25 protein-coding genes and 1 riboswitch are annotated in these 23,990 nt (G+C 62.4%); of the genes, 12 read left to right on the top strand and 13 right to left on the bottom strand.

Features of this window, described 5'->3' with window-relative positions; translation table 11 throughout:
• Positions 1 to 19: 19 nt before the first annotated feature.
• Positions 20 to 499, top strand: coding sequence for a nucleoside deaminase (locus M1L53_RS05935; RefSeq protein ID WP_054187906.1), 480 nt, complete (start codon positions 20 to 22; stop codon positions 497 to 499).
• 57 nt (positions 500 to 556) lie between these two features.
• On the opposite strand, the gene fadD5 is transcribed toward M1L53_RS05935, so the two are convergent.
• From fadD5 to M1L53_RS05920, 3 genes are all read right to left on the bottom strand, one after another.
• Complete coding sequence (gene fadD5 / locus M1L53_RS05930) at positions 557 to 2,146, bottom strand: fatty-acid--CoA ligase FadD5 (RefSeq protein WP_042451945.1); 1,590 nt, start codon at positions 2,144 to 2,146, stop codon at positions 557 to 559.
• A 95-nt stretch (positions 2,147 to 2,241) separates the two neighbouring features.
• A complete protein-coding gene (locus M1L53_RS05925) occupies positions 2,242 to 3,021 on the bottom strand; it encodes an enoyl-CoA hydratase (RefSeq protein WP_042451942.1) in 780 nt (259 codons plus the stop codon).
• Entirely contained in the window at positions 3,018 to 4,007 is a 990-nt protein-coding gene (locus M1L53_RS05920) for a nitronate monooxygenase family protein (protein ID WP_019746804.1), read from the bottom strand. The genes M1L53_RS05925 and M1L53_RS05920 overlap by 4 nt, the downstream gene beginning before the upstream one ends.
• A 339-nt stretch (positions 4,008 to 4,346) precedes the next feature.
• Here M1L53_RS05920 and M1L53_RS05915 point away from each other — a divergent pair, with 339 nt between their 5' ends.
• Both M1L53_RS05915 and M1L53_RS05910 read left to right on the top strand, forming a co-directional pair.
• Entirely contained in the window at positions 4,347 to 5,570 is a 1,224-nt protein-coding gene (locus M1L53_RS05915; protein WP_232319045.1) for a TetR/AcrR family transcriptional regulator, read from the top strand.
• 98 nt (positions 5,571 to 5,668) lie between these two features.
• A complete protein-coding gene (locus tag M1L53_RS05910) occupies positions 5,669 to 6,103 on the top strand; it encodes an OsmC family peroxiredoxin (RefSeq protein WP_054187907.1) in 435 nt (144 codons plus the stop codon).
• Here the strand turns inward: M1L53_RS05910 and M1L53_RS05905 are convergent.
• Together M1L53_RS05905 and M1L53_RS05900 are read right to left on the bottom strand one after the other, a co-directional pair.
• Positions 6,078 to 6,560: a hypothetical protein gene (locus M1L53_RS05905; RefSeq protein WP_042923589.1), complete on the bottom strand. Its 483-nt coding sequence runs from the start codon at positions 6,558 to 6,560 to the stop codon at positions 6,078 to 6,080. The two genes, M1L53_RS05910 and M1L53_RS05905, sit on opposite strands and share 26 nt — an antisense overlap.
• Positions 6,557 to 7,072, bottom strand: coding sequence for a DUF4352 domain-containing protein (locus tag M1L53_RS05900; protein ID WP_054187908.1), 516 nt, complete (start codon positions 7,070 to 7,072; stop codon positions 6,557 to 6,559). Before M1L53_RS05900 ends, M1L53_RS05905 begins: the two co-directional genes overlap by 4 nt.
• Before the next feature lie 24 nt (positions 7,073 to 7,096).
• Here M1L53_RS05900 and M1L53_RS05895 point away from each other — a divergent pair, with 24 nt between their 5' ends.
• From M1L53_RS05895 to M1L53_RS05885, 3 genes are all read left to right on the top strand, one after another.
• The gene (locus tag M1L53_RS05895) at positions 7,097 to 8,452 is read left to right on the top strand and encodes a sensor histidine kinase (protein WP_054187909.1); all 1,356 of its coding nucleotides are present in this window, start codon (positions 7,097 to 7,099) and stop codon (positions 8,450 to 8,452) included.
• A 48-nt stretch (positions 8,453 to 8,500) separates the two neighbouring features.
• The gene (locus M1L53_RS05890; RefSeq protein WP_042451934.1) at positions 8,501 to 9,154 is read left to right on the top strand and encodes a response regulator transcription factor; all 654 of its coding nucleotides are present in this window, start codon (positions 8,501 to 8,503) and stop codon (positions 9,152 to 9,154) included.
• 91 nt (positions 9,155 to 9,245) lie between these two features.
• Positions 9,246 to 9,875, top strand: a complete 630-nt coding sequence (locus M1L53_RS05885; protein ID WP_228232432.1) for a DsbA family protein — start codon at positions 9,246 to 9,248, stop codon at positions 9,873 to 9,875.
• On the opposite strand, the gene M1L53_RS05880 is transcribed toward M1L53_RS05885, so the two are convergent.
• Complete coding sequence (locus tag M1L53_RS05880; protein WP_020968367.1) at positions 9,854 to 11,122, bottom strand: GAF domain-containing protein; 1,269 nt, start codon at positions 11,120 to 11,122, stop codon at positions 9,854 to 9,856. The genes M1L53_RS05885 and M1L53_RS05880 overlap by 22 nt on opposite strands.
• Before the next feature lie 77 nt (positions 11,123 to 11,199).
• The gene (locus M1L53_RS05875) at positions 11,200 to 11,979 is read right to left on the bottom strand and encodes an acetoin reductase (RefSeq protein ID WP_054187910.1); all 780 of its coding nucleotides are present in this window, start codon (positions 11,977 to 11,979) and stop codon (positions 11,200 to 11,202) included.
• 220 nt (positions 11,980 to 12,199) lie between these two features.
• Between M1L53_RS05875 and M1L53_RS05870 the strand changes: the two genes are divergently transcribed.
• Together M1L53_RS05870 and M1L53_RS05865 are read left to right on the top strand one after the other, a co-directional pair.
• Complete coding sequence (locus M1L53_RS05870; RefSeq protein WP_054187911.1) at positions 12,200 to 13,345, top strand: hypothetical protein; 1,146 nt, start codon at positions 12,200 to 12,202, stop codon at positions 13,343 to 13,345.
• A gap of 140 nt (positions 13,346 to 13,485) precedes the next feature.
• On the top strand, positions 13,486 to 15,321 hold the full coding sequence (locus M1L53_RS05865; protein WP_007726929.1) for an NAD(P)/FAD-dependent oxidoreductase: 1,836 nt from the start codon (positions 13,486 to 13,488) through the stop codon (positions 15,319 to 15,321).
• A 59-nt stretch (positions 15,322 to 15,380) separates the two neighbouring features.
• Here the strand turns inward: M1L53_RS05865 and M1L53_RS05860 are convergent, their stop codons facing one another.
• The 3 genes from M1L53_RS05860 to mhuD all read right to left on the bottom strand — a co-directional run bounded on the left by M1L53_RS05860 (position 15,381) and on the right by mhuD (position 16,903).
• Positions 15,381 to 16,157, bottom strand: a complete 777-nt coding sequence (locus tag M1L53_RS05860) for a CbtA family protein (RefSeq protein WP_054187912.1) — start codon at positions 16,155 to 16,157, stop codon at positions 15,381 to 15,383.
• The gene (locus tag M1L53_RS05855; RefSeq protein ID WP_003945915.1) at positions 16,148 to 16,342 is read right to left on the bottom strand and encodes a CbtB domain-containing protein; all 195 of its coding nucleotides are present in this window, start codon (positions 16,340 to 16,342) and stop codon (positions 16,148 to 16,150) included. The genes M1L53_RS05860 and M1L53_RS05855 overlap by 10 nt, the downstream gene beginning before the upstream one ends.
• A gap of 24 nt (positions 16,343 to 16,366) precedes the next feature.
• Positions 16,367 to 16,506: riboswitch (cobalamin riboswitch) on the bottom strand.
• A gap of 88 nt (positions 16,507 to 16,594) precedes the next feature.
• A complete protein-coding gene (gene mhuD, locus M1L53_RS05850) occupies positions 16,595 to 16,903 on the bottom strand; it encodes a mycobilin-forming heme oxygenase MhuD (protein ID WP_007726927.1) in 309 nt (102 codons plus the stop codon).
• 45 nt (positions 16,904 to 16,948) lie between these two features.
• On the opposite strand from mhuD, the gene M1L53_RS05845 reads away from it, so the two are divergent.
• Complete coding sequence (locus M1L53_RS05845) at positions 16,949 to 17,686, top strand: alpha/beta fold hydrolase (protein WP_054187935.1); 738 nt, start codon at positions 16,949 to 16,951, stop codon at positions 17,684 to 17,686.
• Here M1L53_RS05845 and M1L53_RS05840 read toward each other — a convergent pair.
• The gene (locus M1L53_RS05840; protein WP_054187913.1) at positions 17,671 to 18,096 is read right to left on the bottom strand and encodes an HIT family protein; all 426 of its coding nucleotides are present in this window, start codon (positions 18,094 to 18,096) and stop codon (positions 17,671 to 17,673) included. The two genes, M1L53_RS05845 and M1L53_RS05840, sit on opposite strands and share 16 nt — an antisense overlap.
• Before the next feature lie 38 nt (positions 18,097 to 18,134).
• The gene (locus M1L53_RS05835; protein ID WP_083471198.1) at positions 18,135 to 20,822 is read right to left on the bottom strand and encodes a LuxR C-terminal-related transcriptional regulator; all 2,688 of its coding nucleotides are present in this window, start codon (positions 20,820 to 20,822) and stop codon (positions 18,135 to 18,137) included.
• Positions 20,823 to 21,046: 224 nt separating this feature from the next.
• Here M1L53_RS05835 and M1L53_RS05830 point away from each other — a divergent pair, with 224 nt between their 5' ends.
• The 3 genes from M1L53_RS05830 to M1L53_RS05820 all read left to right on the top strand — a co-directional run bounded on the left by M1L53_RS05830 (position 21,047) and on the right by M1L53_RS05820 (position 23,044).
• Positions 21,047 to 21,676 (top strand): hypothetical protein, encoded by a 630-nt coding sequence (locus tag M1L53_RS05830; RefSeq protein WP_232319046.1) that lies wholly within the window; start codon positions 21,047 to 21,049, stop codon positions 21,674 to 21,676.
• A gap of 76 nt (positions 21,677 to 21,752) precedes the next feature.
• The gene (locus tag M1L53_RS05825) at positions 21,753 to 21,959 is read left to right on the top strand and encodes a hypothetical protein (protein ID WP_232319047.1); all 207 of its coding nucleotides are present in this window, start codon (positions 21,753 to 21,755) and stop codon (positions 21,957 to 21,959) included.
• A 59-nt stretch (positions 21,960 to 22,018) separates the two neighbouring features.
• Positions 22,019 to 23,044: a hypothetical protein gene (locus tag M1L53_RS05820; protein ID WP_232319048.1), complete on the top strand. Its 1,026-nt coding sequence runs from the start codon at positions 22,019 to 22,021 to the stop codon at positions 23,042 to 23,044.
• Here the strand turns inward: M1L53_RS05820 and M1L53_RS05815 are convergent.
• On the bottom strand, positions 23,041 to 23,922 hold the full coding sequence (locus M1L53_RS05815; protein WP_007726916.1) for an A/G-specific adenine glycosylase: 882 nt from the start codon (positions 23,920 to 23,922) through the stop codon (positions 23,041 to 23,043). The genes M1L53_RS05820 and M1L53_RS05815 overlap by 4 nt on opposite strands.
• Positions 23,923 to 23,990 lie beyond the last annotated feature (68 nt).

The following is a 23,990-nucleotide window of genomic DNA, read 5'->3' as shown; positions in this document are numbered from 1 at the left end:
CACGGGAGAGGGCGTACACATGAACGACATCGAACTGGGTCACCTGCGTCGTTGCGTCGAATTGGCAACGGAAGCATTGGATGCGGGCGACGAACCTTTCGGTTCCGTCCTGGCAGCGGCCGACGGAACATTTCTGGCGGAAGATCGAAACCGGATCGCGGGCGGCGACAACACTCGCCACCCCGAGTTCGAGCTGGCTCGGTGGGCGGCCCAGTATCTGACGCCGGAAGAGCGTTCGACGGCAACGGTGTTCACCTCGGGAGAGCACTGCGCGATGTGTTCGGCCGCGCACGCGTGGGTGGGCCTCGGACGGATCGTCTACATCTGCTCTTCGGCCCAACTCGGCGACTGGCTCGCGGAGTGGGGTGTGTCCCCGGCGCCGGTGAAGTCTCTGTCCGTCAACGAGGTTGCGCCGAACGTCCCGGTCGAAGGCCCGGTGCCGGAGTTGGTTCCGCTGGTGCGAGAACTGCATCGGAAGTTGCATTCGCAGAGCGCTTGACGGGCACACACAAACGGGCGGCACCTCGCTGGAGGTGCCGCCCGTTTGCGTGTGAAGTCAGGAAACTGCGTCGACCGCTCGAACCTTCTCTCGCAGTTCACCCTTGACGACCTTGCCGCTTGCATTGCGCGGCAGTGCTTCCACGACGACGATGTCCTTCGGGTGCTTGTAGCGCGCGAGACGATCGTTGAGGAAGCTGCTCAGCTCCTCGATGGTCAGGTCCACGGCTGAACCTGGCGCCATCGCGACGATCGCTACCGGCACCTCGCCCCACTTGGTGTCGGGGCGACCGACGACGGCCGCTTCGACGATCAATTCGTGTTCGTAGAGGACGTTTTCCACCTCCGCGCAGTAGATGTTCTCTCCGCCGGAGATGATCATGTCCTTCTTGCGATCCACGACGTAGACGAAGCCTTCGTCGTCGACTCGAACGAGATCGCCGGAGTGGAACCATCCACCGTGGAAGGCGTCAGCGGTGGCGGTGGGGTTGTTCCAGTATTCGCTCATCATCGTGGGCCCGCGGTAGACGATTTCACCGATTTCACCGGGCGCCACGTCGTCCATGTTCTCGTCGACGACCCTGGCCGAGATGGTCGGGATGACCCGACCGACGGATCCGAGCTTACGAATCGCATCCTCGCCGTCGAGAACGCAAGTGATGGGCGACATCTCGGTCTGACCGAAGACCGCGACATTGAATGCGTCCGGGAAGGTTTCGGCCATTGCCCGTAGGATCGTATCGGACGACGGTGCGGCGCCCCACGAGATGTTCTTCAGCGACAGTGCTCGAGGTTGCGCCTTCTGTACTGCGCACACGGCCTGCCATTGCACGGGCACGAGGAACAAGCTGGTGACCTTCTCGGCTTCCAGAATGTCGAGTAGTTGACCAGGGTCGAATGCGCCGACCGGATGGATCACCGTGGTCGTGCCGAGTTGCAGGCTCGGCGCTATGGAACCGAGGGCTGCGATGTGGAACATGGGCGACGCACAGAAGCCGATGGAATCGGCATTGAACAGGTGGAAGGCCCTGATACAGGTCAATGCTTGCGAAGACAGGTTGGAGTGGGAGAGCACCGAGCCCTTGGGGCGACCAGTGGTTCCCGAGGTGTACATGATGAGTGCAGGAGTGTCGTCCGGGATGTCGACGAACGCGTGCGACTCGCCCTCTTCGCTGATCAAGTCCTCGTAATTCAGGCTGTCACCCTCGGCGGGGGCGCCTACGGTGATGGAGATGTCGATACCCTCGGACGCGGCTCGCGCAGCTCCGGCCAACGGAGCCAACGGTCCTTCGGCGACAATGACTTTGGAGCCGGAGTCGTTTACCAGATAAGCGACCTCGGGTGGTGTCAGACGGAAGTTCACCGGAACAGCGATGGCGCCCAGTGCGTTGGTCGCGAGCACGACCTCGAGGTATTCGGGGCGGTTGAGCATCAGGATGAGCACGCGGTCGCCGAAGCTGACGCCGCGTCGGGCAAGAGCGTCCGCCAGCTTCTCGACGCGTGCGTCGAGGGTGCTCCAGGTGATGGAATCGCCCAGGAATCGCAGTGCGGTGCGATCGGGAATCATCTGCGCATGCCTGGCGATCTGATTGTTCCAGTTGGTGCGGCGTGAACGCTGCGCCTCGGAGACTGCATCGGTGGAGGCCATCGATGGGTTCCTCTCATGCGTGGGTGATTGTGTGACTCAGGCTACAGTGAGCCGTCGATTCGTACAGTGGTTTTGTTAACGAAAATTCGCAGTGATTACTTGAAGTGGGGCGCGCGTTTCTGCAGCATCGCCATCGCGCCTTCTTTGAAGTCCTCGCCAGTGAGAAGTTCTGCCTGACCGGTATTTTCGAGCTCCAGCGCATCATCGAGGCGGTCCAGTGTCGCCGCATTGAGTGCGCGCTTGGTGAGTTCGAGGGCGCGTCGGGGAGCCTTCGACGTGCGATCGACCACGGAGTCGACGAGTGCGTCGAACGCGTCGTCGGCGACGGTGCGGGACACGAGCCCGAACCGCTCTGCGTCCTCGGCGGAAACTCGCTCGCCCAGCAATGCCATCTCGGCCGCTCGGGCGCGTCCGATCGCTGCCGGTACCAACGCACTGGCGCCGCCGTCGGGCATCAGACCGATGTTGACGAAGGAGAGGAGGAAATAGGCGCTCGATGCGGCGTACGTCAGGTCCGCGGCTAAAGCGATGGACACTCCGACGCCGGCGGCCGGACCGTTGACCGCGGCGATCACCGGGACCGGGGCGCTGGTGATGGCGCGAATCAGCGACGTCGCCGCATCCATGACGACTTTCGGGTCTGCGGGGTTGACGGCCGCTGCGGCGAGGTCGGCGCCGGTGCAGAACGCTCGACCGGATCCGGTGATGACGATGGTGCGAACGGCCGGGTCTGCGCCGCCGTCGTGGACGGCAGCTGCGAAAGCAGTCATCGTGGGCAGATCGATCGCGTTCATCCGCTTCGGGCGGTCGAAGGTCAATCGCAGTACACCGTCGGTGATTTCGGAGCGAAAGCCCGTCTCGGCGGTGGCGGTCATGCCGCGCTCACAGCGGTGACGAATCCGGAAAGCCGTGAAGTGATGAGGTGTTCGGCCTCCGAGACCATGCGGTCGATCATGTCTGCGACGGTCGGGATGTCGTTGATCAATCCTTGGCTCTGTCCGGCGGACCAGATGCCTGCATCGAGGTCGCCGTCCTCGAAGACCTTGCGTCCGCGGGCTCCGGCTACCAGATGCTGAATGTCGCTGAACTGCGCGTCGCCACGTGCTTCGATGTCGACGACCTCGGCACTGATCGCATTCGCGGCTACGCGCGCGGTGTTGTGAAGGGTCCGGAAGATCAGCTTGGTGTCGCGTTCGGTGTTTGCGACAATCTGCTCTTTAACCGATTGTGCGACAGGGGATTCCACGGTACACATGAAGCGAGTTCCCATGTTGACGCCGTCTGCTCCGAGCGCAAGCGCCGCGACGAGTCCACGTGAATCTGCGATTCCGCCTGAAGCGATCACCGGAATCGTGAGTTGCTGCGTGGCCGCCGGAATCAGAATGAGCCCTGGTATGTCGTCCTCGCCTGGGTGCCCGGCGCATTCGAAGCCGTCGATGCTGACGGCGTCGACGCCCAGTCTCTCGGCTTTGACCGCATGTCGAACTGCAGTGCACTTGTGGATAACCTTCACGCCCGCGTCCTTGAAATGCGGAAGATGATCGATCGGATTGGAACCGGCGGTTTCGACGATCTTGATCCCGGATTCGATGATCGCCTGGCGGTATTCGGCGTACGGCGGCGGCGTGATCGACGGCAGAATAGTGAGATTGACGCCGAAAGGCTTGTCGGTGAGATCGCGGGTTCGAGCAATTTCCTTGACGAGGTCTTCCGGTGTGGGTTGAGTGAGGCCCGTCAAGAATCCGAGGGCGCCGGAATTTGCCGTGGCCGCAACAAGTTCTGCCCGTCCCACCCACATCATGCCCCCTTGCACGATGGGATGGTCAACGCCGAACATTTCGGTGAAGCGAGTGCGAATCATTTGCTCACAACTACTTTCTTACGGTCGGTCATTCGGCATCGAACCCTCTTGCAGGCGAAGAAGACCTCACGCCGCAGGGAACGAGCCCGCCAGCGGACTACGTGCGAGGTTATGCGAATCGTCACTAACATAACACCGCTGAGAGAGCGGGTGTCAAGACTCTTTTTCCGGAATCCGTCCGCCGCTACAACTGCGTTGTAGGGTTTCGGGTGAAGCAGTACCGGGCGCGAATTGCGACCTTCGCGACGGTTAACATGATCCGTTCGGACTCGCGCCCGTGGAAGTGCGGTGCAGCGGACGAAGGCAGTGCAAGAGAAAGCAACGGAAGTGGAGGGTCAGGTGCCCGGACAGACACGCGTCTCCGTGCGTGGCGGCGACCCTGCACCACGGACGCGTCCGAAGAATCGGAAGGCGCAAATCGCGGCCGCTGCTGCGGAAGCATTCAGCGAACGTGGCTACCACGCGGTGGGCATCGACGAGATCGCAGCGAAGGTCGGAATTTCCGGTCCGGCCCTCTATCGTCATTTCCCCACGAAATACGCCCTGTTCGTCTACACCGTGAACAACCTGACGCAGGCGTTGTTGGATGCCAGCGATCCAGCTGTGCACGGAAACGAAAATCCACGCGAGCAGTTGAACTCCACGATGGTGGGTGTCATCCGCGCGACGATCGAGAATCGGCGCCGGGGAGGGCTCTACCGATGGGAGGGCAGGTATCTGGTCGACGAGGATCGTGAGCAATTGCGGGTGGGAATGCGCACGCTCAATCTTCGGATCGCCGAGCCGCTGGCAGCGGTTCGTCCGGAACTCGACCCGGCGGATGTAGAACTCATCGCGCCCGCCGTGCTCAGTGTGATCGCCAGTATCACCGGTCATCGATCCGCGTTGTCCGCCAAGCAGATCGAAGCGCTGATTCTTGCGGCATGCTGGTCCGTCATCGGCGTCGAATTGCCCGCTGCCGAGGAGGACGGCGCGAGGGCAGGGGCGTCCGAACGCAAAACAGGCCTCGTACGGACGTCGAAACGCGAAGTGCTGCTTCAGGAAGCAGTGTTGCTGTTCTATCAGCGCGGCTACCACGACGTGAGCATCGAGGAGATCGGTGCCGCGGCGGATATCAACGCGTCGAGTGTGTATCGGCACTTCGCGAGCAAGGCCGACCTTCTTGCTGCGGCCTTCCACCGTGCGTCCGATCGTCTGACTATGACGTTGGGCTCGGCGTTGGCTGAGTCGGAGACTCCTCTCGCGGCCGTCGAGACGTTGGCGAAGATGTACGTCGAGGTTTCGTTCGGAACCAGCGAACTGTTGGCCGTGTACTTTGCCGAGATCGGCAGCTTGCCGGATCGATCACGGACCGAGTTGCGCAACATTCAGCGTTTGAACGTCGAGGAGTGGGCGCACTTGTGTGTCGAGGCGCGTCCGGAGTTGACGATCGTCCAAGCGCGGTTCCTCGTTCACGCGGCGCTCGGACTGGTCTTCGACATCGGCCGAATCGTGCACTTTTCCTCGGAGAACTCCGCGCAGGCCCGCGTCGAGAAACTGCTGTCCGCGACGCTCCTCGGGTAGTCCCGCCCGAAACAGTAGGTGTGACTTCACGTATCGCGGGTAGGTTCGTGATCGCAAGGCGTTCACCGAATCATGTGAAGACGGAAGTAGGGACAGCAATGCCAACTCGTACCGCACGCACCGCCTGGAACGGCACCCTCGAGGCCGGATCGGGACAGGTGGAACTCACCAGCTCGGGCGTCGCCACCTTCGACGTGTCGTTCCCCAAGCGCGCAGCTGAGGAGGCCGGCGGAACCACCAGCCCCGAGGAACTCATCGCCGCGGCGCATTCGTCCTGCTACGCGATGCAGTTGTCGGCCCTGATCGCCGAGGCCGGCGGGACCCCCCAGAGCCTCGACATCACCGCGGACGTGTCACTCGGCCCCGACACGGTCGGATTCAAGCTCACCGTAATCAAGCTCACCGTTCGCGCCGAGGTCGACGGCCTCGACGCCGACGGTTTTGCCAAGGTTGCCCAGGCGGCCAAGGAAACCTGCCCGGTCAGCAAGGCACTGACCGGCGTCGACATCACGTTGGATGCGGCCCTGGACTGATCATCTCGCGCTCGGGCGCCCCCTCCGGCGCCCGAGTGCGGTGGTGTGTGACGACCAGATAGCTCGCGAACAGGATCGGGAGCACCCACAGGTCCGAGGGATCGCGATAGACCAGGATCGGCAAGAGATCTCCGCGGAATCCTCCTGCGGTCAGGCGGAGAAACCCGATCACCCACTCGTATGCGTCGCCGATCGGCGATATCACCTTCACGGCGGCGAAGCCGATCCCCGTGACTGCGATGGACCAGGCGATCGCTGCTCGCCCCACCAGACTTCGCCTGAGCACCTCGAGAACCGAGAGCAGAAGCAGGGGAAGCAGGAACACACCGGCAACGTCGGACAGCTTGCCCGTCATCGTGTTCCCGAATGCCCCTTTGAGTACGTGGTCGTTGATCAAGATGACGGCCACCGAGACCAGTGCCCACGGATTCAGCAGCAGATCGCCCGGACGGTTCACGACAGGTTGATGGTTGCCGAGCCGGACGAGAACAGATCGCACTTGAACTGAAGGCGCAGACCGGTGGCGGCTTCGGGGACCTCGTACGCCAATTCGCCTCGTTCGGCAGCGCCCGGCGCGAGCTCTCCGTCGACACTCGAAGTGCTGCTGTCGGTGAACGTGATGTTGTACGACTTGTTTGCCGAGTCCTGCAGTTCGAAGCACATCATCGACGAGACCGTCGACGGCTTGTCACTGTTGTTGGTGACCTCGGTGTCGACCACGACGTAGCGGTTTCCGGGATCAGCGGTGATGAACTGATTGGTCGAGACGTAGGGATCGACGACGCCGTGTACCTGGACGCGCCAGTCGCCCAGTTCGACGACGTCACCGATTCCGAAGGCGGCCGCAGGTGCGGCGGAAGAACCGTTGTCGTCGACCTTCTTCGCTTCGTCGGTCTCGCCCGAGGCGATGGTTGCGAACAGGGCTGCGCCGACGGCGAGGAGGGCGAGGGGAGTGCGGAGTGATCGCATGATGTGCGCCTTTCGAGAGTTGGTATGGCACAAGTCAACGATGTGAGGACTGCTCACCGCTTCGGTCGAAAGATCGGTCCGCCTCATCCTTTCGGTCGGAGCCTGGCGGTTCGTCCACCCGTTTGGCTGATTCGAGGCGTCGGTGGCGGTGGATACGCTTGCTCGGTGATCACCACCAAAGGAACCGTTGTGCGACGACGCGTATGGACTACCGCCGCTGTCGCGTTCAGCCTTTTCTGTTCCTTCATGACGGTGGGCATCGCAGGCGCGTCGGGAAATATGCCACCGGTATTGGTCGGTATCGGGTTCGTCCTGGGCGTGGCCGGTGGGATATCGCTTGTGTGGCGCCATCAGTATCCCTGGGTGGTTCTGGCGATCACGCTGGTCGGCCCGTTGTTCTTCCCCACCGATGCGACGGCGGCGCTCATCGCATTGTTCGCCGTTGCTCGGATCGCGCGTGGGCCTCGGCTTGCTGCCGCTGCGGCAGCTGTCTTCGTCGCGTGCGGAATTTCGTTGACCTACGACGCTTTTCGCAATCGTGAGTACTCCGTTCTCACGATGGGAACGATGAAACCCAAGGACGGTTCGGCGGTTGTTCAATACGACGTCGCCATCTGGATCCCGTGGCTCGTCGCAGCCGTCATGGTCGGCATCGTCGTGGCGCTCTCGCTCCTGATTCGGACCAGAACCGAACTCGTCGAGGCCGAACACGTACGGGATCTTGCCACCGAGAAAACAGACGTGATGCGCGACGAGATGATTCGCACCGAGGAACGAACGCGGATCGCGCGCGACATGCACGACACGATCGCGGCCAGTCTGAGCCGGATTTCGTTGTTCGCCGGTGGGTTACAGGTCAGCGCGGCAGACAATCCCGAGAAGGTGGTCAACACCGCTGCGATGATCAGAACCACCGCGCACGAGGCTTTGGACGAATTGAAGGGAATCGTCGGAGTGCTCAGGGGAAGCGGTGATCGCCGCGAACACGGCGGGCACCAGGGGATCGACGCGATCGGCGATCTGGTCAACGGTGCACGCGCCGCGGGCATTCACTGCCGTCTCGAATCGGAGTTGCTCCCGGGTGATGTCGGAATGCTGGCGGGCCACGTCTGTTATCGCGTCGTTCAGGAATCGTTGACCAACGTCCAGAAGTACGCGAGCGACCAGATGCTCGTCATTTCGGTGACCGGGTCGCCGCACGACGGAATTCGTATCCTCGCACGCAACAAGCTGAGCGAGCTTGCACCCATGACGTCGATCGGTTCACGGTCCGGCCTACGCGGGTTGGCCGAACAGGCAAGAGAAATCGGCGGCAAGGTGGAGGCAGGCGCGCTGGGGGACGATTTCCTCGTCAGTTGCTGGGTGCCCTGGTCGTCGTAACCCTCCCACCCTCTAACTGTCGGGGGCTCTGGGTAATCTGAGCGCACTATGGACGCTGACTCGCGCATCACAGTTTTGATCGTCGACAACGACGCGTGGGTTCGGCGCGGGATGAAGGACATCCTGGAAGCAGCGCCGGACATCGTGGTGGTTGCCGAGGCCGAGGACGGCGATCAGGTCGCAGCCAAAGTCACTCGGTTTCGTCCGCACGTGGTGCTGATGGATCTGAAGATGGCACGGGTCGGTGGCTTGGAGGCCACCCGAGAGTTGATGACCATGAGCAATCCGCCGAAGGTCATTGCGATGACCGCCTTCGACGTCGACGACATGGTCGTGCAGGCGGTCGAGGCGGGCGCGCACAGTTTCCTGAGCAAGGACGCGGCCCCACAGGCGTTCCAGCAGGCAGTACGGGTGGTGGCGTCGGACCACTCGTTGTTCAGCTCCGATTCTCTACGTGCCATCGTGGCCTCGGCGCCGCGTCGGCAAGCACCCGACCTGACTCCCCTCGCTTCGCTCACCGAGCGTGAGCGCGAAGTGCTGACAATCCTGGCGACAGGCGCGGCCAACAGCGTCATCGCGGAGCGGCTGTACCTCGGTGAGACCACCGTCAAGACGCATATCTCCTCGTTGTTCGCCAAGCTCGGTGTGCCCAACCGGGTGAGTGCGTCGTTGATCGCGTTCCGGTGTGGTCTGGTCACGTGATTCTGTGACCTCGTGACGTGAGCCGGGACTAATCCCGGCCCTGTTCGTTGTTGCACCTTCGGTGACTGATCAAATCGTGATTGACCAAGACGTGACCATCGAAGTGTGGTCTGACGTCGCTTGTCCGTGGTGCTACATCGGAAAGACCAGGTTCCTTTCGGCTCTGGATCGTTTCGAGAACAAGGACCGCGTCAACGTCATCTGGCGCTCGTACCAGCTCGCTCCGGAGACCCCGGTGGGAGAGGGACGAACCGAACTCGACGCCTTGGTCGAGATGAAGGGGATGGCGCCTGAACAGGTACGTCAGATGTTCGCCCACGTCAGCGCGACGGCAGCCGAGGTCGGCTTGACCTTGGACTTCGACACCGTGATCGCCGCCAACACCTTTGATGCGCACAGGTTGCTGCATCTCGCGGGTGAGCGGCAGAACGAACTCCTCGAAGCGCTGTTCAAAGCGCACTTCAGCGACGGCAAGGTGATCGACGACCGTGAGGTGCTGGTCGAGCTGGCCGTGAGCGTCGGCCTCGACGCCGACGTCGTGCGCGAGCAACTGGGCTCCGATGCCGCAGCCGAGGCTGTTCGCGAAGATCTGTCTATGGCCCGCCAACTGCAGGTCAGCGGCGTTCCGTTCTTCGTCGCCAACCGTGCGGTCGCAGTATCCGGCGCTCAACCCGAAGAGGTGTTTCTGCAGTTGCTCACTCAGGCCTCCGAACCGGCCTGAGTAAGGCGAGCGGCACGAACTGCCGGGGCGTTCGAGAACGGCAACAGATGTGCACCGTCGTCGGGGCAGGAAAGCGTGACGTGCGCTGCATCGACGAACCGGTACGGCTGCGCTGCAACAACTCCGGCAAGGTTCTTGCGCAGACGCGACATCTCGGCCCGCGCGGTCACCGTGCGGGCCGGGTCACCGAAAAGATCCTGCGCCAACCGCGATGCGGTCAGTCCACGCCTCTCGGATCCGAGGAGAAACAGAATCTCCGCATGCCGCTGGGTCGGGGAGTAGGCCCATTCGCCCAACCCCGACGTGACGGTCACCGACATGTTCTCGGAATCGCGCAGATCGATATGCACCGTGGGCGCACTGATTTTCTCGCCGGTGGCGATCGGCCGGACCACCCACCCGCCGGGAAGTGGATCCAGTTCGCACAGACCCAAAGCGGGGAACCACGTCCTGCCGGGAGCCAAAGCCGCGGGGAGCAGCACGCGCGAGCGATGAGGTAGCGCATCGACCGCCGCTACCCAGCCATGAGTATCGATCACCAATGCCGGTGATCCGCTACGAGCAAGCATCGGCCCTGCAACAGAACGCAATTGATCGAGATTGTCCCGATGCTTGTCGCGCAGGTGTGATTGCGCGAGGCGTGCGACGGCGTCGACCAGAGCGAGTGTGGTGGGGTGGACGGTCTTGGCGGGACCACTGATGTCGACGACGCCGATGACGCGGTCGTCCCGCGGATCGCGGATGGGTGCCCCCGCGCAGGTCCACGGATGATGGCTGCGCGCATAGTGTTCCGCCGAGAAGATCTGAACCGCCTGTCGTGACACCAATGCCGTTCCGATGGCGTTGGTGCCGACGCTGTCCTCGGCCCAGTTCGCACCCTCGACAAATCCCAGACGCGCAGCTTGGTCCAGTACACGATGGGACCCGCTGCGCCACAGAACAGTTCCGCGAAGATCTGCGACGACCATGATGTTCTCACCGCTCGCGGTAACCGATTCGAGTCCACGCGTCACGTCGTCGAGCACGTCGTACAGTCCGGACTCACGACGACGGAGATCGAGTTCGGCGACGTCCATGGACGGTTCGACCCGGTTGTGTTCGGGGTCGATACCTAACTCGCGCAGGCGTTGCCACGATTGGCGGACCACGTCCCTGGGGCGGGCCGGTGCGCGGTCTCCGGCCATCGTCGCGTCGTACACCGCGGCGAGGGTCCTCGCGTAGTCGCGAGGATCCTCGCCGGGCGGCATCGCGGGCTCGGGCAACCGCTTTTTCAGCGAAGATACCGTTTTCAGCGAAGACACCGCTTTCAGTGAAGACACCGCGGTCAGCGGTAGACGAGGCCGCCGTCGATGAGACCGGCCTGACCGGTCATGTAGTCGGAATCGGGCCCGGCAAGGTACGAGACGAAACCGGCGACATCGTCGGGGGTTTCAGCTCGACCCAGCGCAATTCCGCCGACGAACTTCTCGTAGGTGGCGCCCTCTGGCGCACCGGTCAACTCGGCGAACCTCTTGTCGATCGTCACCCACATGTCGGTGCCCACGACGCCGGGGCAGTACGCGTTGACGGTGATTCCGTCGGACGCGTATTCCTTGGCCGCAGCCTGAGTGAGGGCCCTGACCGCGAATTTTGTTGCGCTGTAAACACCTAACATGGCGAACCCGTCGTGGCCGGCGATGGACGACGCGTTGATGATCTTTCCGCGCTGACCCAGAGCTTGGAACTTTGCTGCTGCAGCTTGAATTCCCCACAGGACGCCGTCGACGTTGACGCTCCAGATCTTGGAGACCTCTTCCGGCGTCGCGTCGGAGATCGGGCCGACGAGAGCGATTCCCGCGTTGTTGACGATGACGTCGAATCCGCCCAATTCCTGGTGTGCATGTTCGACGGCTGCGTGAACCCGCGCGCGATCGCTGACGTCGGCGACAAACGTCGTTGCACGACGGCCGATCTGTCTGATCTCGTCGGCAACCTCATCCAGCTTGGTTTGGTCGAGGTCGACCAACGCGATGTCGGCGCCGTCGTGGGCGAGGCGGAGAGCGATTCCGCGTCCGATGCCTTGGCCGGCGCCGGTGACCAGTACTACCTTGCCCGTGATGCTCATGCAGTTTCTCCTCGTAAGCAGTGAACCGGTTGCCTGGGAACCGGTGAGTGATTTGTATGTGACGGCGACCACAATGCGGAAGGGTTGCACCGTGTTGCAATTCCGCAGAATGGGGCAGCGGTTGCAACCCTCGGCAACCCTCCCGGTATCCCGCGCGACGGCTCCATAGTTGCGCCACCACTTCGCGAATCATCTTGCGAGACAATCTGGAAGAGGGCACATGACCGCTACAGTCGACACACCCACGGAACCGGCCACGCCGAGCCGACAACCGTCACGCCGCTGGATCGGGTTCGGGATCGCGAACCTCGTGATCGTTCTCGTGCTGGCCGTGGCGAGTTGGTACCTTCTGGCCGATCCGACCACCAGTCCCTGGAGTTTCTATCCTCTGCCGTTCAACGCGGCGCTTTTCTGGGCAATCCTTTTTGTGGTGTTCATCGGCTTCAATTGCGAGTTCGCCGGCTTCGACCGACTCCCGCAGCCGGCGAAAGGCCTGGCGATCATGGTCGCGACCGCGGTCTTCGCCGTCGTGGTGACGTGGCTCCTGGCAAACGGCTTGGGGAGTTTGTACCCGGATTTCGCGGCCGATCGTGAGGGCGGCCTCGGATATTTCGCGGGTGCGCTGTTCGTACTCTTCGGCTTCGGGACCTGGGTGATGGTGGTCCTGAACTGGCAGCATTGGCCGTGGACTTCCCTGGGGATGAAGCAGCCGTTGGTGGGTTTGTGTGAGATCGCGTTTGTCGCCGTCCCGACGCTGGCGCTGTACTTCGTGTTCGGTCTGCCGTCCGTGTCGCTGTCCGCCACGGATCCGTTGATGACCGTCGACACCGTGCTCGGGTGGTTCTACTGCGTCGTGGTGGTCGTGATCCTGACTGGCCAGACGCTCGACAACTGGCCGTGGCGACTGTTCGGCGGTGGGGGAAAGACGGCGCTCGCAGCCACGATCGGTAACTTCGCCGTGGGAACCGGCTTGTACTTCGTGGCGCTTCCAGCGGTTAAGGCACTTTTGGGAAGCGATGCCGTTGCCGAGTTGGGTGGTGTGGTCCATCAGTTCCCGGCGCAGCTCGGTGTGTGCTGGGCATTCTGGATGATCTTCTGGGCCAACGCCTTCGGTAACAAACCCACGGGCTTTGCGGACGGGGTCAACCTGGCGATCCGCGCGCTGCTCACGTTTGTGCTCGCGGTGGTCACATTCTTGTTCTATTACCGCTTTGCAGCAGAGCACATTCTTCACGAGCCGGCAGTTGTCGACGGATTACACGGCAATGCACTGGGTTTCGTGGATTGGGCCGTGTTGTGGACGTTGTTCTACGTTGTGGGATTTCAGTCGCTGGGACTCGGCAGATTCAAGCCTGCTGAGGGGTGAGTCGGTTGCCCGCACATCGGTGCGGGTAACCGGTATCGGGCGGCGGCACCGCGCCCGCTGATTGCAACAGACTGCAACGCTTGTGACCGGGGCCACTTATGGGATGTGCTGTGTGTCACATTCACAAACAAGGAGAAGTGATGACGCAAACCATCGATTCCGCAGTCACCCCCGAGGTGAAGTTGACGGCGGTGACACCTCAGGAGCGCGTCGACGCCTGGCTGGCGGATTTCGAGTCGGCCCTCGCGGCTCGTGACATCGAGCGTGTGGCAGGCAAATTCGCACTCGACAGCTTCTGGCGAGACCTGGTGTCGTTCACCTGGAACATCAAGACCGTCGAAGGTCGCGAGCAGATCGCCGACATGCTCTCCGCGCGACTCGACGACACCGATCCTTCGGGATTCCGGACCACCGAGACACCCGACGAAGCAGACGGCGTCACGTCAGCCTGGATCGAGTTCGAGACTGCAACCGGTCGCGCGCACGGGCACCTTCGGTTGAAGGGAGATGAAGGTTGGACCCTGCTGACGTCGCTGCAGGAATTGAAGGGACACGAAGAAGGTAAGGGCACTCGTCGTCCGCGCGGCGCCAAGCATGGGGCAGACCCGAACCGCATCACGTGGGCCGAGCAGAAGGAGATCGAAGACCGCGAACTCGGTTACACCACACAGCCTTACGTCGTGATCGTCGGCGGCGGCCAGGGCGGCATCGCGCTCGGCGCCCGGATGCGCCAACTCGGAGTTCCGGCCATCGTGATCGACAGCCACGAGCGGCCGGGCGACCAGTGGCGTGGACGCTACAAGTCCCTGTGCCTGCACGATCCGGTTTGGTACGACCACCTGCCATACATGCCGTTCCCCGACAACTGGCCGGTGTTCGCGCCCAAGGACAAGATCGGCGACTGGCTCGAGATGTACACCAAGGTCATGGAGGTTCCGTACTGGAGTTCCACGACCTGCACCTCTGCGTCGTTCGACGAGAAGACCCAGGAATGGACCGTCGAGGTCAACCGCAACGGCGAGAAGCTGACGTTGCGTCCCAAGCAGTTGGTGATGGCGACGGGTATGTCCGGCAAGGCCAACGTTCCGACGTTCCCCGGGCAGGACAAGTTCCTCGGCGATCAGCACCACTCGAGTAAGCACCCCGGCCCGGATCAGTACGTGGGCAAGAAGGTCGTCGTGATCGGGGCCAATAACTCCTCGCACGACATCTGCGGCGCACTGTGGGAGAACGGCATCGACGTCACGATGGTGCAGCGCAGCTCGACGCACATCGTGAAGTCGGATTCGCTGATGGATTTGGGCTTGGGCGATCTGTACTCGGAGCGAGCACTGGCCGCCGGCATGACGACACACAAGGCGGACCTCACGTTCGGTTCGCTGCCGTACCGGATCATGCACGAGTTCCAGATCCCGGTGTACGACGCAATCCGTGAGCGCGACAAGGATTTCTACGATCGCCTCGAGAAGGCGGGCTTCGAGCACGACTGGGGCGACGACGGTTCGGGCCTGTTCATGAAGTACCTACGCCGTGGCTCGGGCTACTACATCGATGTCGGCGCTGCCGAACTGGTTGCCAATGGAGACATCAAGCTCGCGCACGGCAATGTTCGTGAGCTGACCGAGAACAGCGTGATTCTCGAAGACGGTACGGAATTGCCTGCCGACGTGGTGGTCTACGCGACCGGCTACGGCTCGATGAACGGCTGGGTGGCGGATCTGATCGGTCAGGACACCGCCGACAAGGTCGGCAAGGTGTGGGGCCTGGGGTCGAACACCACCAAGGATCCGGGACCGTGGGAAGGCGAGCAGCGCAACATGTGGAAGCCGACGCAGCAGGAAGCGCTGTGGTTCCACGGAGGCAATCTGCACCAGTCGCGCCACTACTCGCTGTACTTGGCGTTGCAATTGAAGGCGCGTTACGAGGGCATCCCGACGCCGGTGTACGGACTGCAAGAAGTGCATCATCTGAGCTGAAATGGAACTGCTGTGCGCCTTTATTAAACGCCCGCGGGTAATAAAGGCGCACAGCAGGTTCAGCGAAGGGCGTACTTCTTTGCTACTTCGGTGTTCTTGGTTGCGCGCTCGGTAAGGAAGGCGAATGCCAACCCGAGTACGAGCCAGAGCGTCGCCTGCGTAGCGAGCGAGGAAAGTCGGAACTCCCACAGCAGAGTTGCCGGGAAGTCCTCGCCCACCTCGTTGATGCCGGGAAGCGAGACGTAACCGATCGTGGCGATCACCAGGAACGCAGCCACCGGAGCAGCGATGCGCACGCTGAGGAACTCGTGCCAGGAAACTGCCTTTGCCGCCGCTGCTGCCGCGGTGACGGACAGCAGCCCGAGAATCACGGCGGCCAGCCACAGCAGTGTGCGCTGGTTGATGGTGTCGGGATCTCCGACGGCCGGCGGATTGGCCGGGTACTTGAAAAAGGGGACAGCCGCGATAGCCAGCCAACCACCGACGGCGATGGTGATCGCCAACAAAGGCCCGGACATTCCGGTGAGTCGTCGAGCGTAATTGGCAACGACCGAGAAGATCGCCCCGAGTGCCAGTCCGGCAAGCGCCGTGGCCAGGAACAGCCCGGCGCGCTGCCCGTCGCGGCTCACCAGTGGTTCTTCTTCGTCACCGTGCGAATGCCCAGCGGCTTCGCCGGAAACCTCACCGGTGGCGCTGTTGGCTTCTTCGATCGCAATGGCAGCGTTGACGTGCGGTTCACCCAGCACGAATGCAACTCCGCCGGCAAGGATGCCTGCGATCAGACCAGCCAACAAACCACGAATGAGAAGCTTCGTGAAATTGTCGGCTAGTGGCACGGCAGGCCCATCAAGTGTCGACCGTCGTGCATCAATTCATGCATGTACATGCCGGTGCGAGAGATAGCGCCCTGGTCGAACCCGACCAGGTAGAGAGCCAGCATCGCGAACAGAACTACTGCAGCGGCGAGGAAAGCAAGACGAGTCGAATCGATCGACGTATCGGGAGAATAGGCGAGAGCCATCGAAGCCTCCTGGGATTTTCGCGTCCCCTAGGTCCATGCGATGGCCGAAGTGTCTGGCTGTCGAAATAGTCGTGCCGAAAAAGGCACTTCACCTCGAATTACAGTGGCGCGACCGCTCCGGGCTTTCACCGGATTCCTGTCGGACCATCGCGTTTACATGCGAACTTTTGCACTACAGCCCGCACCGTGTCAACGCGTGAAGCCGAGATGACCGTCGATTGTGCCCGCCAAGGCAGGCACAATCGCTCGAGATCAGCTCTTTGCGGCGACGTCCAGGACAACTTCGAATTCGAGCAACGACGCACCCGAAGCGACGGGCTTCGCGCGCTCGCCGGAATGGGCTTCACGGGCGGGGCCGTCACGCCAATCGGCGAACGCCTGCTCGGACTCCCACTGAGTCACCACGAAGTAGCGGCTCTCACCGGCGGTGGGGCGGAGGAGTTGGAATCCGAGAAAGCCCGGGGAGTTCTCGACTGCGTGAGCGCGTGCTGCGAAGCGCTTCTCCAGTTCGGGGCCGGCGCCCTCGGGGACCTCGATTGCATTGATCTTCACGACTGCCATGCAAGCGACATTACCCGCGCACCTTCACCGCGTACCGTGACACTCGTGTTGCATGACGAAGGTGGAACGGGACAACCGATTCTGTTGTTGCACGGCCTCATGGGCAGCTCCCGAACGTGGCGTCGCCAGGTGCCGTGGATCCGCGAGTTCGGCCACGTCTACACCTTCGACGCTGCCGGTCACGGCAGGCCGGCGCCAGCGGCACTGACTACCGAGGCATTCGTCGAGGACCTGACATCGGCGGTTGCGTCCATCGAGGAGCCGATGATCGTGATCGGTCATTCGATGGGGGCTCTGCATGCGTGGTGCTTCGCCGCCGCGCATCCCGAAAAGGTTTGTGCGCTGGTCCTCGAAGACATGGCCCCGGACTTTCGTGGACGCACCGCTGCGGACTGGGCGCAGATGATCTCGGCGTGGCCGCAGCCGTTTGCTTCCGAGGAGGCGATGAAGGAATTCTTCGGCCCCGTCGCCGGCCAGTACTTTCTCGACTCTTTCGACCGCCGCGACGACGGGTGGTACCTGCACGGCGACGTGTCGACCTTCCGCGACATCTCGGAGGAGTGGGGCACGAGGCATTTCTGGGATCAGTGGAAGGCGATCGAGGTGCCGACCTTGCTGATCGAGGGAGAGTTCACCATCACCCCCGAGGGACAGATGCGAGAGATGGCCGAGAGGCCGGGAACTCGGTACGTACGTATTGCCGATGCAGGCCACCTGGTCCACGACGATCAACCGCAGCGCTATAGCGAAGTGGTGACGGAATTCCTTCAGACCGTGAGCTGACTTCGGATCGACGCGCCCACCTGCTCCAGCTCGACGGCTCGCCTGGCGAGGAGTCCAGCAGCGAACTTCGCCTTGTCGCCGCGATGGCGGGGGACGACGTGCAGGTGCGAGTGGAACACGGTTTGGCCCGCGGCACGCCCGTCGTTGACGAGAAAGTTGACTCCGTCAGCGGCGATGTCGCAGCGGCGTAGAGCTCCGGCGATGAGCGTGCCGACGCGGAACATCTCTGCGCCTTCGTGACTTTCGAGAGCATCGAGGTTCTCTGCATGACGCTTGGGGACCACCAGGGTGTGTCCGCGACTCACCGGCCGTGCATCGAGGAATGCGAGAGTTGTCTCGTTCTCGTGAACGAGAATCGCCGGCTCGGTCAGCGCGACGATCTTGCAGAAGACGCAGGAATCGGTGCTCATGCCTACAGAATGTAGTCCGAAATCAGATCCGACCCCGACTACAGCAAGCGCAGTTGGCGTGCCCTCGTGATCGCTTCGTTTCGATTGTGTACGTCGAGCTTCTTGTAGAGAGTGCGCAGTTGAGTCTTGACGGTGTTGACGGACACGTACAGTTTGTCGGCCATCGCAGCCGACCCCATGCCGAGCGCCAGGAGTGAGAGGACTTTCTGTTCGCGTTCGGTCAGCTCCACGATATGTACGAATTCCGGAAAAGATTCCGCAGGAGCCCTTTTCGAGAATTCGGCGAGTGCACGCGATTTCGTTTCGGCCATCGATTCGAGTTTCTCGACGTCCGACGATGCGATGGTCGCGAACGAACGTAGAAGTCCGGTCTGATCCGCGATGCTGCACGCTCTGGACCACTCCTGAGAGGCGAGGCGTGGCTCACCCAGCTCGGAGTGGGCAACCGCTTGCACCAGAAGCGATTCCATCTGTGCCCGCGGATAAGATACGCCAGACCAGTCGAACTGGTGACACAGCGCCACCGCGGCCTCGTTCTGGCCGATCCGCTGACGTAAACGCGCCACCGACGTGAGCGTCCACGGGTTGGCGGCAGGATCGATGATCTCCTTGGCCAGTGCTACGGCATTGTTCCCCTGTCCGAGAGCGAGCAAGAGATCGATCTCTGCGGATTGCAACAGAGGAAGCGCGAAAGATGTAGCCGTGTACTGCTTGGAATGTGCTTCGATCGCATTGTGGAGCAACAGTAGTGCCGCAGTGTGGTCGCCGGAGGTCAAGGCGAATTGGCAATGCGCATAGACGACGAATGCCCACAGTTCCTCGGTGTCGGACGGAAGACCGAGTTCGGTCAATGCGAGACGTGCGTCGTCGAAGTCGAGTGTGTCGAGAGCAGTGAGCGCCCGTGCTGTCAGGCCGGCGATCTTGACCACAGGTTCGAGCCAACCGCCGGGGTCCGGATGCTTCTGTTCGAGTTCGGACCAGTGTGTGGCCTGCCGCGGCTCACCAGCCAGCGCCCAATTCAGGGCGGCACTTCCCGCAGAGTTACGAGCGATGAAGTCGACTCCATGAGACAGGGCGCCGTGGTACGCCATTCGAGCCTTGATCGTGGATTCTGTGAACCTGCCGCTCAATTGAAAATTGATCGCCCATTGAAGTCGCATGAGAGGGAGCTGTGCGCTGACCGCTTCCGGGTTGTTCTCCAGCGCACTGCGACTGAGATGAGACAGGCGCCTGGTGGTTTCTGCTGCGAGCCCGTACTCGCCTGCCATCCTGAGCATGATCGATTGAACGCAGGCAATGCTCAAGGCGTCCTTCGCGCCGGCTTCAGCGCCGAGAGCCCACAGTTCTGCCGGCGATTCGGGTAGCAAGTCGACTACCGTCGAGCGCTCGCTAGGATGCATCGTGAACAGTGCGCGCCCTGCCTCCACGGCAGAGTGTTTGTCCGCTGCTTCCGCCGGAATCCGTTGGAGAGCAGAGCGAACCGAGTCCAGATTGTGGACGATCATCGTCACCCAGTGTTGCTCGACGATGTCTACTGCCAGGGTCCAGTTCTGTGCCTCGACCGCGTAGTCCAGCGCCGACGCGTGATGACCGTGGTCGAGTCGGTTGTGTGCGAGGAACGAAAGACGTTGCGCCGGATCGACTCCAGCGCGCTTTTGGTGCGCGAGTATCGATCGACGAATTGCAGGCGGCAGCTCCCAGGTTTCTTCGGCTTCGGTCTCGACCCGTGACAACAACCCGGCTGTCTCCAGTATCGCCAGGCGCACGCGAATCTGATGAACGGTCTCGCCATCCTCAGGGTGTTGGGACTCGAACAGCATGGCGGCGATGTCGACGGTGATCGATCGCGCAAAGGCCGTCGCGAGCAGGAACTCGAGTTGTTTCACATGATCAGCGGTCATGAGAACGGATTTGTTCACGTAGTCGTCGATCGCCTGCGCGATGTTCTTCCCGATCATCTGCTCGCGGTTGCGGCTACCCGATGTCTGGACGGCGGGAACGGCGACACGAACCAGCGCTGGCAGCCCACCTGTCAGGGATGTGATTTGTTCGGCATCACCGTCAGTCGTGTTTACGTCAGCTTGTGCGAGCAAATGGGCGGTATCGGCTCTCGTGAACAACAGCTCACTCGCGCCTATCACCTCGTGGTCCGTGTCGAGCAGGTACGGCTCGGAGAACATGCCGAAGCCCGAGAGCGTGACCACGAGGTCCAGGTTGTGACAGAGGGCGAGGAGTTCGATCAACTGATCGTCCAACTCTGGTTCCGATATCAGATCCGGCCTGATCAGCACGAGCAGCACGGGGCGGCTGAGGGCGTTCAGGGATTTGGCGACAGCGGTGAAAGGATCGGCGAGATCGTCGACGTCGGGCAGTGCGATTCCGGCAGCGTGGATTCGATCGAGGACAACGGCCCAGAAATCTTCGAGTGTCGACGAGGGCCGTGGGGCCGAGACCCAGACGAGTATTCGTTCGGATGCCAAATGGGCGCGCAGCCACGATGCGATCAACGACGATTTCCCGTGGCCGTTCGGTGCACGGACGATGGTCAGCGCGGCACGTCGGTCAAGTTTGTCGAAGAGCGCTTGCCGGGGAATCGACGTCGCGAGGGTGCGCCTTTCGGGAATAGCTGCCCAGTCGTGGCCGTCCATCCCGAACATCAGCGCGGACCCTTTCTGCTTTCGCGCCCCGCAATGATTGAAGAGTTTGGGCGGATTGTCTCGATCCATCTATCTACAGGGAGGAGCGTAGCTGGTGCGAATCCAGAGCGTGCCATCCCGGGCAATTCACCCGGGAATTCACCCCGGCTGAGAGAAGTTCACCCACACAATCACGCCGTCACCATTGGCTTTCGAGTCCCTCGAGCGACTTCTATTGAACGTAGCTCGGGATTCGCCAAATGTGGCCGCGAGCGCCTGTCGGAGGCCCGAGAGTCAGACATCGAAGGAGCGTCGTGAGAACTCGTCTGTCAGAGGTGCGGTCGAAGGCCGTTGTCGTCGGACTCCGGCCGAGAGCGTGGCGCCGAGGAGTGCGAGGTATCGGCATAGTTGTCGTGACCGGAGCTCTGGTGGTCGGCGCTGCTGCGCTCGGCTTGCTGCCGATGCAGTCGGATGTTCGATTGGCGGCCGAGGGAGAGTTCGTGCCTCCCTTCACCGTCGAGCTGACGGCGATTGACGGTGCACCGCCCTTCGATCCCGCTGACGGTCCAGGGCTCGATTCGGGACCGTCCAACGGCATTGTCCGAGAGGGTGATCCGGTGACGTATGTCATCGACATCGGTGTCCGGGGCAACCCGCTCTCCGACGTGGTCGTGCAACTTCCGGTGCCTCGAGGTTTCGTTCTGCCGTCCGTGCCTGATTACTGCGGAGACGGCTCGGGTGTCGACGAGGTCGGATTACATTGCCTGATAGGCAATCTGGACGCGGACCGGTACTTCACCCGAACGGCGACGATGACTGCGGGAAAGCGGGAAGACGCCGACGGTCTACCGATCGCTGCACTGGTCACCGCAGATCGGGGGGGCGGTTCGCGTGCGGTCGGGCGATGTCACGGTGCGGGTGGCGACCACCCCGGGAGTGTGTGATCCGTACGGGATTTCTGTTGGTGGTCAGAGAAGCCAGTGGGCTGCTGTCTCGGCAGATGGACGAATCTCAGGTCTGGTGACATCGGGCATCTCGGAGGCGGTGGTGATCGACGGCGTCGATCAATGCGGGCACGCGACAGCGCGGACGGTGAAACCGTTCGAGGGTCACTTCTCGTTTGTCGGACTGCTACCGGGGACGTATCGCGTCACGGTCGACGGCCGAGCGCCGGTGGATGTGGTGCTGGAACCAGGTGCAATGGCGGTCGGTGGCCTGACGTTCTGATACTGCTTCGCAGGAATGGCAACACTCGTAACAGTCAGTAGCAGTCAATGGAGGATCCAGTGCGTGAAAGCCTGGGCGTTGTATTCGAAAATCAGTCAATTTCAACAGCTCTCGTAGATGCGGACACACCCCTTCTTGGCTCGATCGACGAGTTCCGTCACCCCTGGGGTGCAGACGGGACTGTTCCCTCTCCGCAAGCGTCGGCGCGCGCACTCGCCTCCGCGGCCGAGGTCGCCACCGGTCGAGCCCTGCGCTCGAATCTGTGCCCCACCGTCGTCGGAGTGATGTGCGAGCGTGCGGACGTGCGCGAACATGTCTCGGATTCGTTGTCCTCCAGTCCTTTCGAGAACATCGAGTTGGTCAACGGTCTCGACGCACGGCTTGCCTACCTGCGGACGGTCGACGCTCTCATTGGTGTTTCGCCGATTCTCGCGTTCTGGCCGGACGGCAGTGAGACCGTGATCGCGGCCGTCGAACCGAGAGCAGGCGTCGTGGACTCGGCGCATCGTTACGACACGGCCGAGTTGCTTGCGGACAGCTCGACATTTGCTGCGACATTGGACCTCCTCGTCGCCGAACGAGACCCTGTGCCCAAGATGCTCGTCGCGATGCTCGTGAAGGAAGACTCTCGGCAGCCGTCCGCGGAAGCCGCTGAACTGGCAGGTCTCGGCTTCCTGTTTCTCGGCGAGCGGACCCAACTGGCGATAGGGGCTGCGCTGGTAGCGGCCGATCGCGGAAGCGAAGTTCGGTCCGGTGGCGGCATGGCTGTCCGGCCCGTCAACAGGGTCCGGTGGGCGGCGGCAATAGTACTGCCGCTTCTACTCATGTTGACGGGGTTGCTGATCGCGCTGTCCCCAGACGGGTCGCGCGCGGTGTCCACGGATAGCCCGAACATCGGCGCCGAGTCGGCGACCTCCACCAGCGGGCCCCCGCCCGGCGCTGCCCTACAGATTCCGACACTTGCGCCTTGCGATCCAGTGGTGCCTGCCGTTCCTGCAGTACTTCGGCGTTCTGATCCGGAAGTCGCACCGCTCCAGACCGACGAACCCCCAGCCGAAGAATGCACCCCGCTGCGAGTCGGCTAAGCCGTACCCTCTCCGGCCAGCGCAAACAGGCCGTCGTCGGTCTGCTCGACCAGTCCGTCGACCAGCAGTGAATGCAACGCACGGTCACGCTGACCCGGATCGGCCGGCCAGACGATGTCGAGTTGCGCGCGCTCGACCGGACGGTGACTCTCGCGAAGAACGGCCATCAATTTTCCACGAACCTGGCGATCTGTGCCCGCGAACTTCTGCACCTTCTTGGGTGGTCCGGTGTGTGCCGGTTTGCCCGAAGCGACCCACGCGCAGTTCGGCAAAGGGCAGTTCTCGCAGTTCGGGTTCCGCGCCGTGCAGATCAGTGCACCGAGTTCCATGAGAGCGGCGCTGTAGGTGGCGGCGCGCGCACGCGTCCTCGGCAGCAGCGCCGCGACGTCGGCGAGGTCTCGCGTGTTGGACGGGTTCCCGGGTTCCGCATTGCCGTGGACGGCTCGCGCAACTACGCGTCGTACGTTGGTGTCCACCACAGGCACTCGCTGTCCGTAGGCGAAACACGCGACGGCGCGGGCGGTGTACGAACCGATTCCCGGTAGCGAGAGCAGGGTATCGACGTCTTCCGGGACCACGTCACCGTGCTCGGCAGCCAGGACGCCCGCGCATTCGTGTAACCGCAGCGCGCGTCGTGGATAACCGAGTTTGCCCCACGCGCGAAGCACCTCTGCCTGGCTCGACGCTGCCATCGCCGACGGCACCGGCCAGCGCTCGACCCACTCTTCCCAGATTGGCGCAACGCGCACCACCGGCGTCTGCTGGAGCATGATCTCGCTCATCAGGATCTGCCAGGCACTGACGCCCTCGCGTCGCCACGGCAGGTCGCGAGCCGTCTCGGAGTACCACTTCAGCAGCACCGAAGATTCCACTGCCACTGCTACCGACACACTCCTCGAACCTTGCGCTCCCGGTCGACGAAGGAGACGTCGACTTGTGGGGGCCA

This window comes from Rhodococcus sp. T9N (assembly GCF_024436645.1).
Taxonomy (GTDB): Bacteria; Actinomycetota; Actinomycetes; order Mycobacteriales; family Mycobacteriaceae; genus Rhodococcus_F; species Rhodococcus_F qingshengii.
This window is presented reverse-complemented; position numbering and strand designations above follow the sequence as displayed.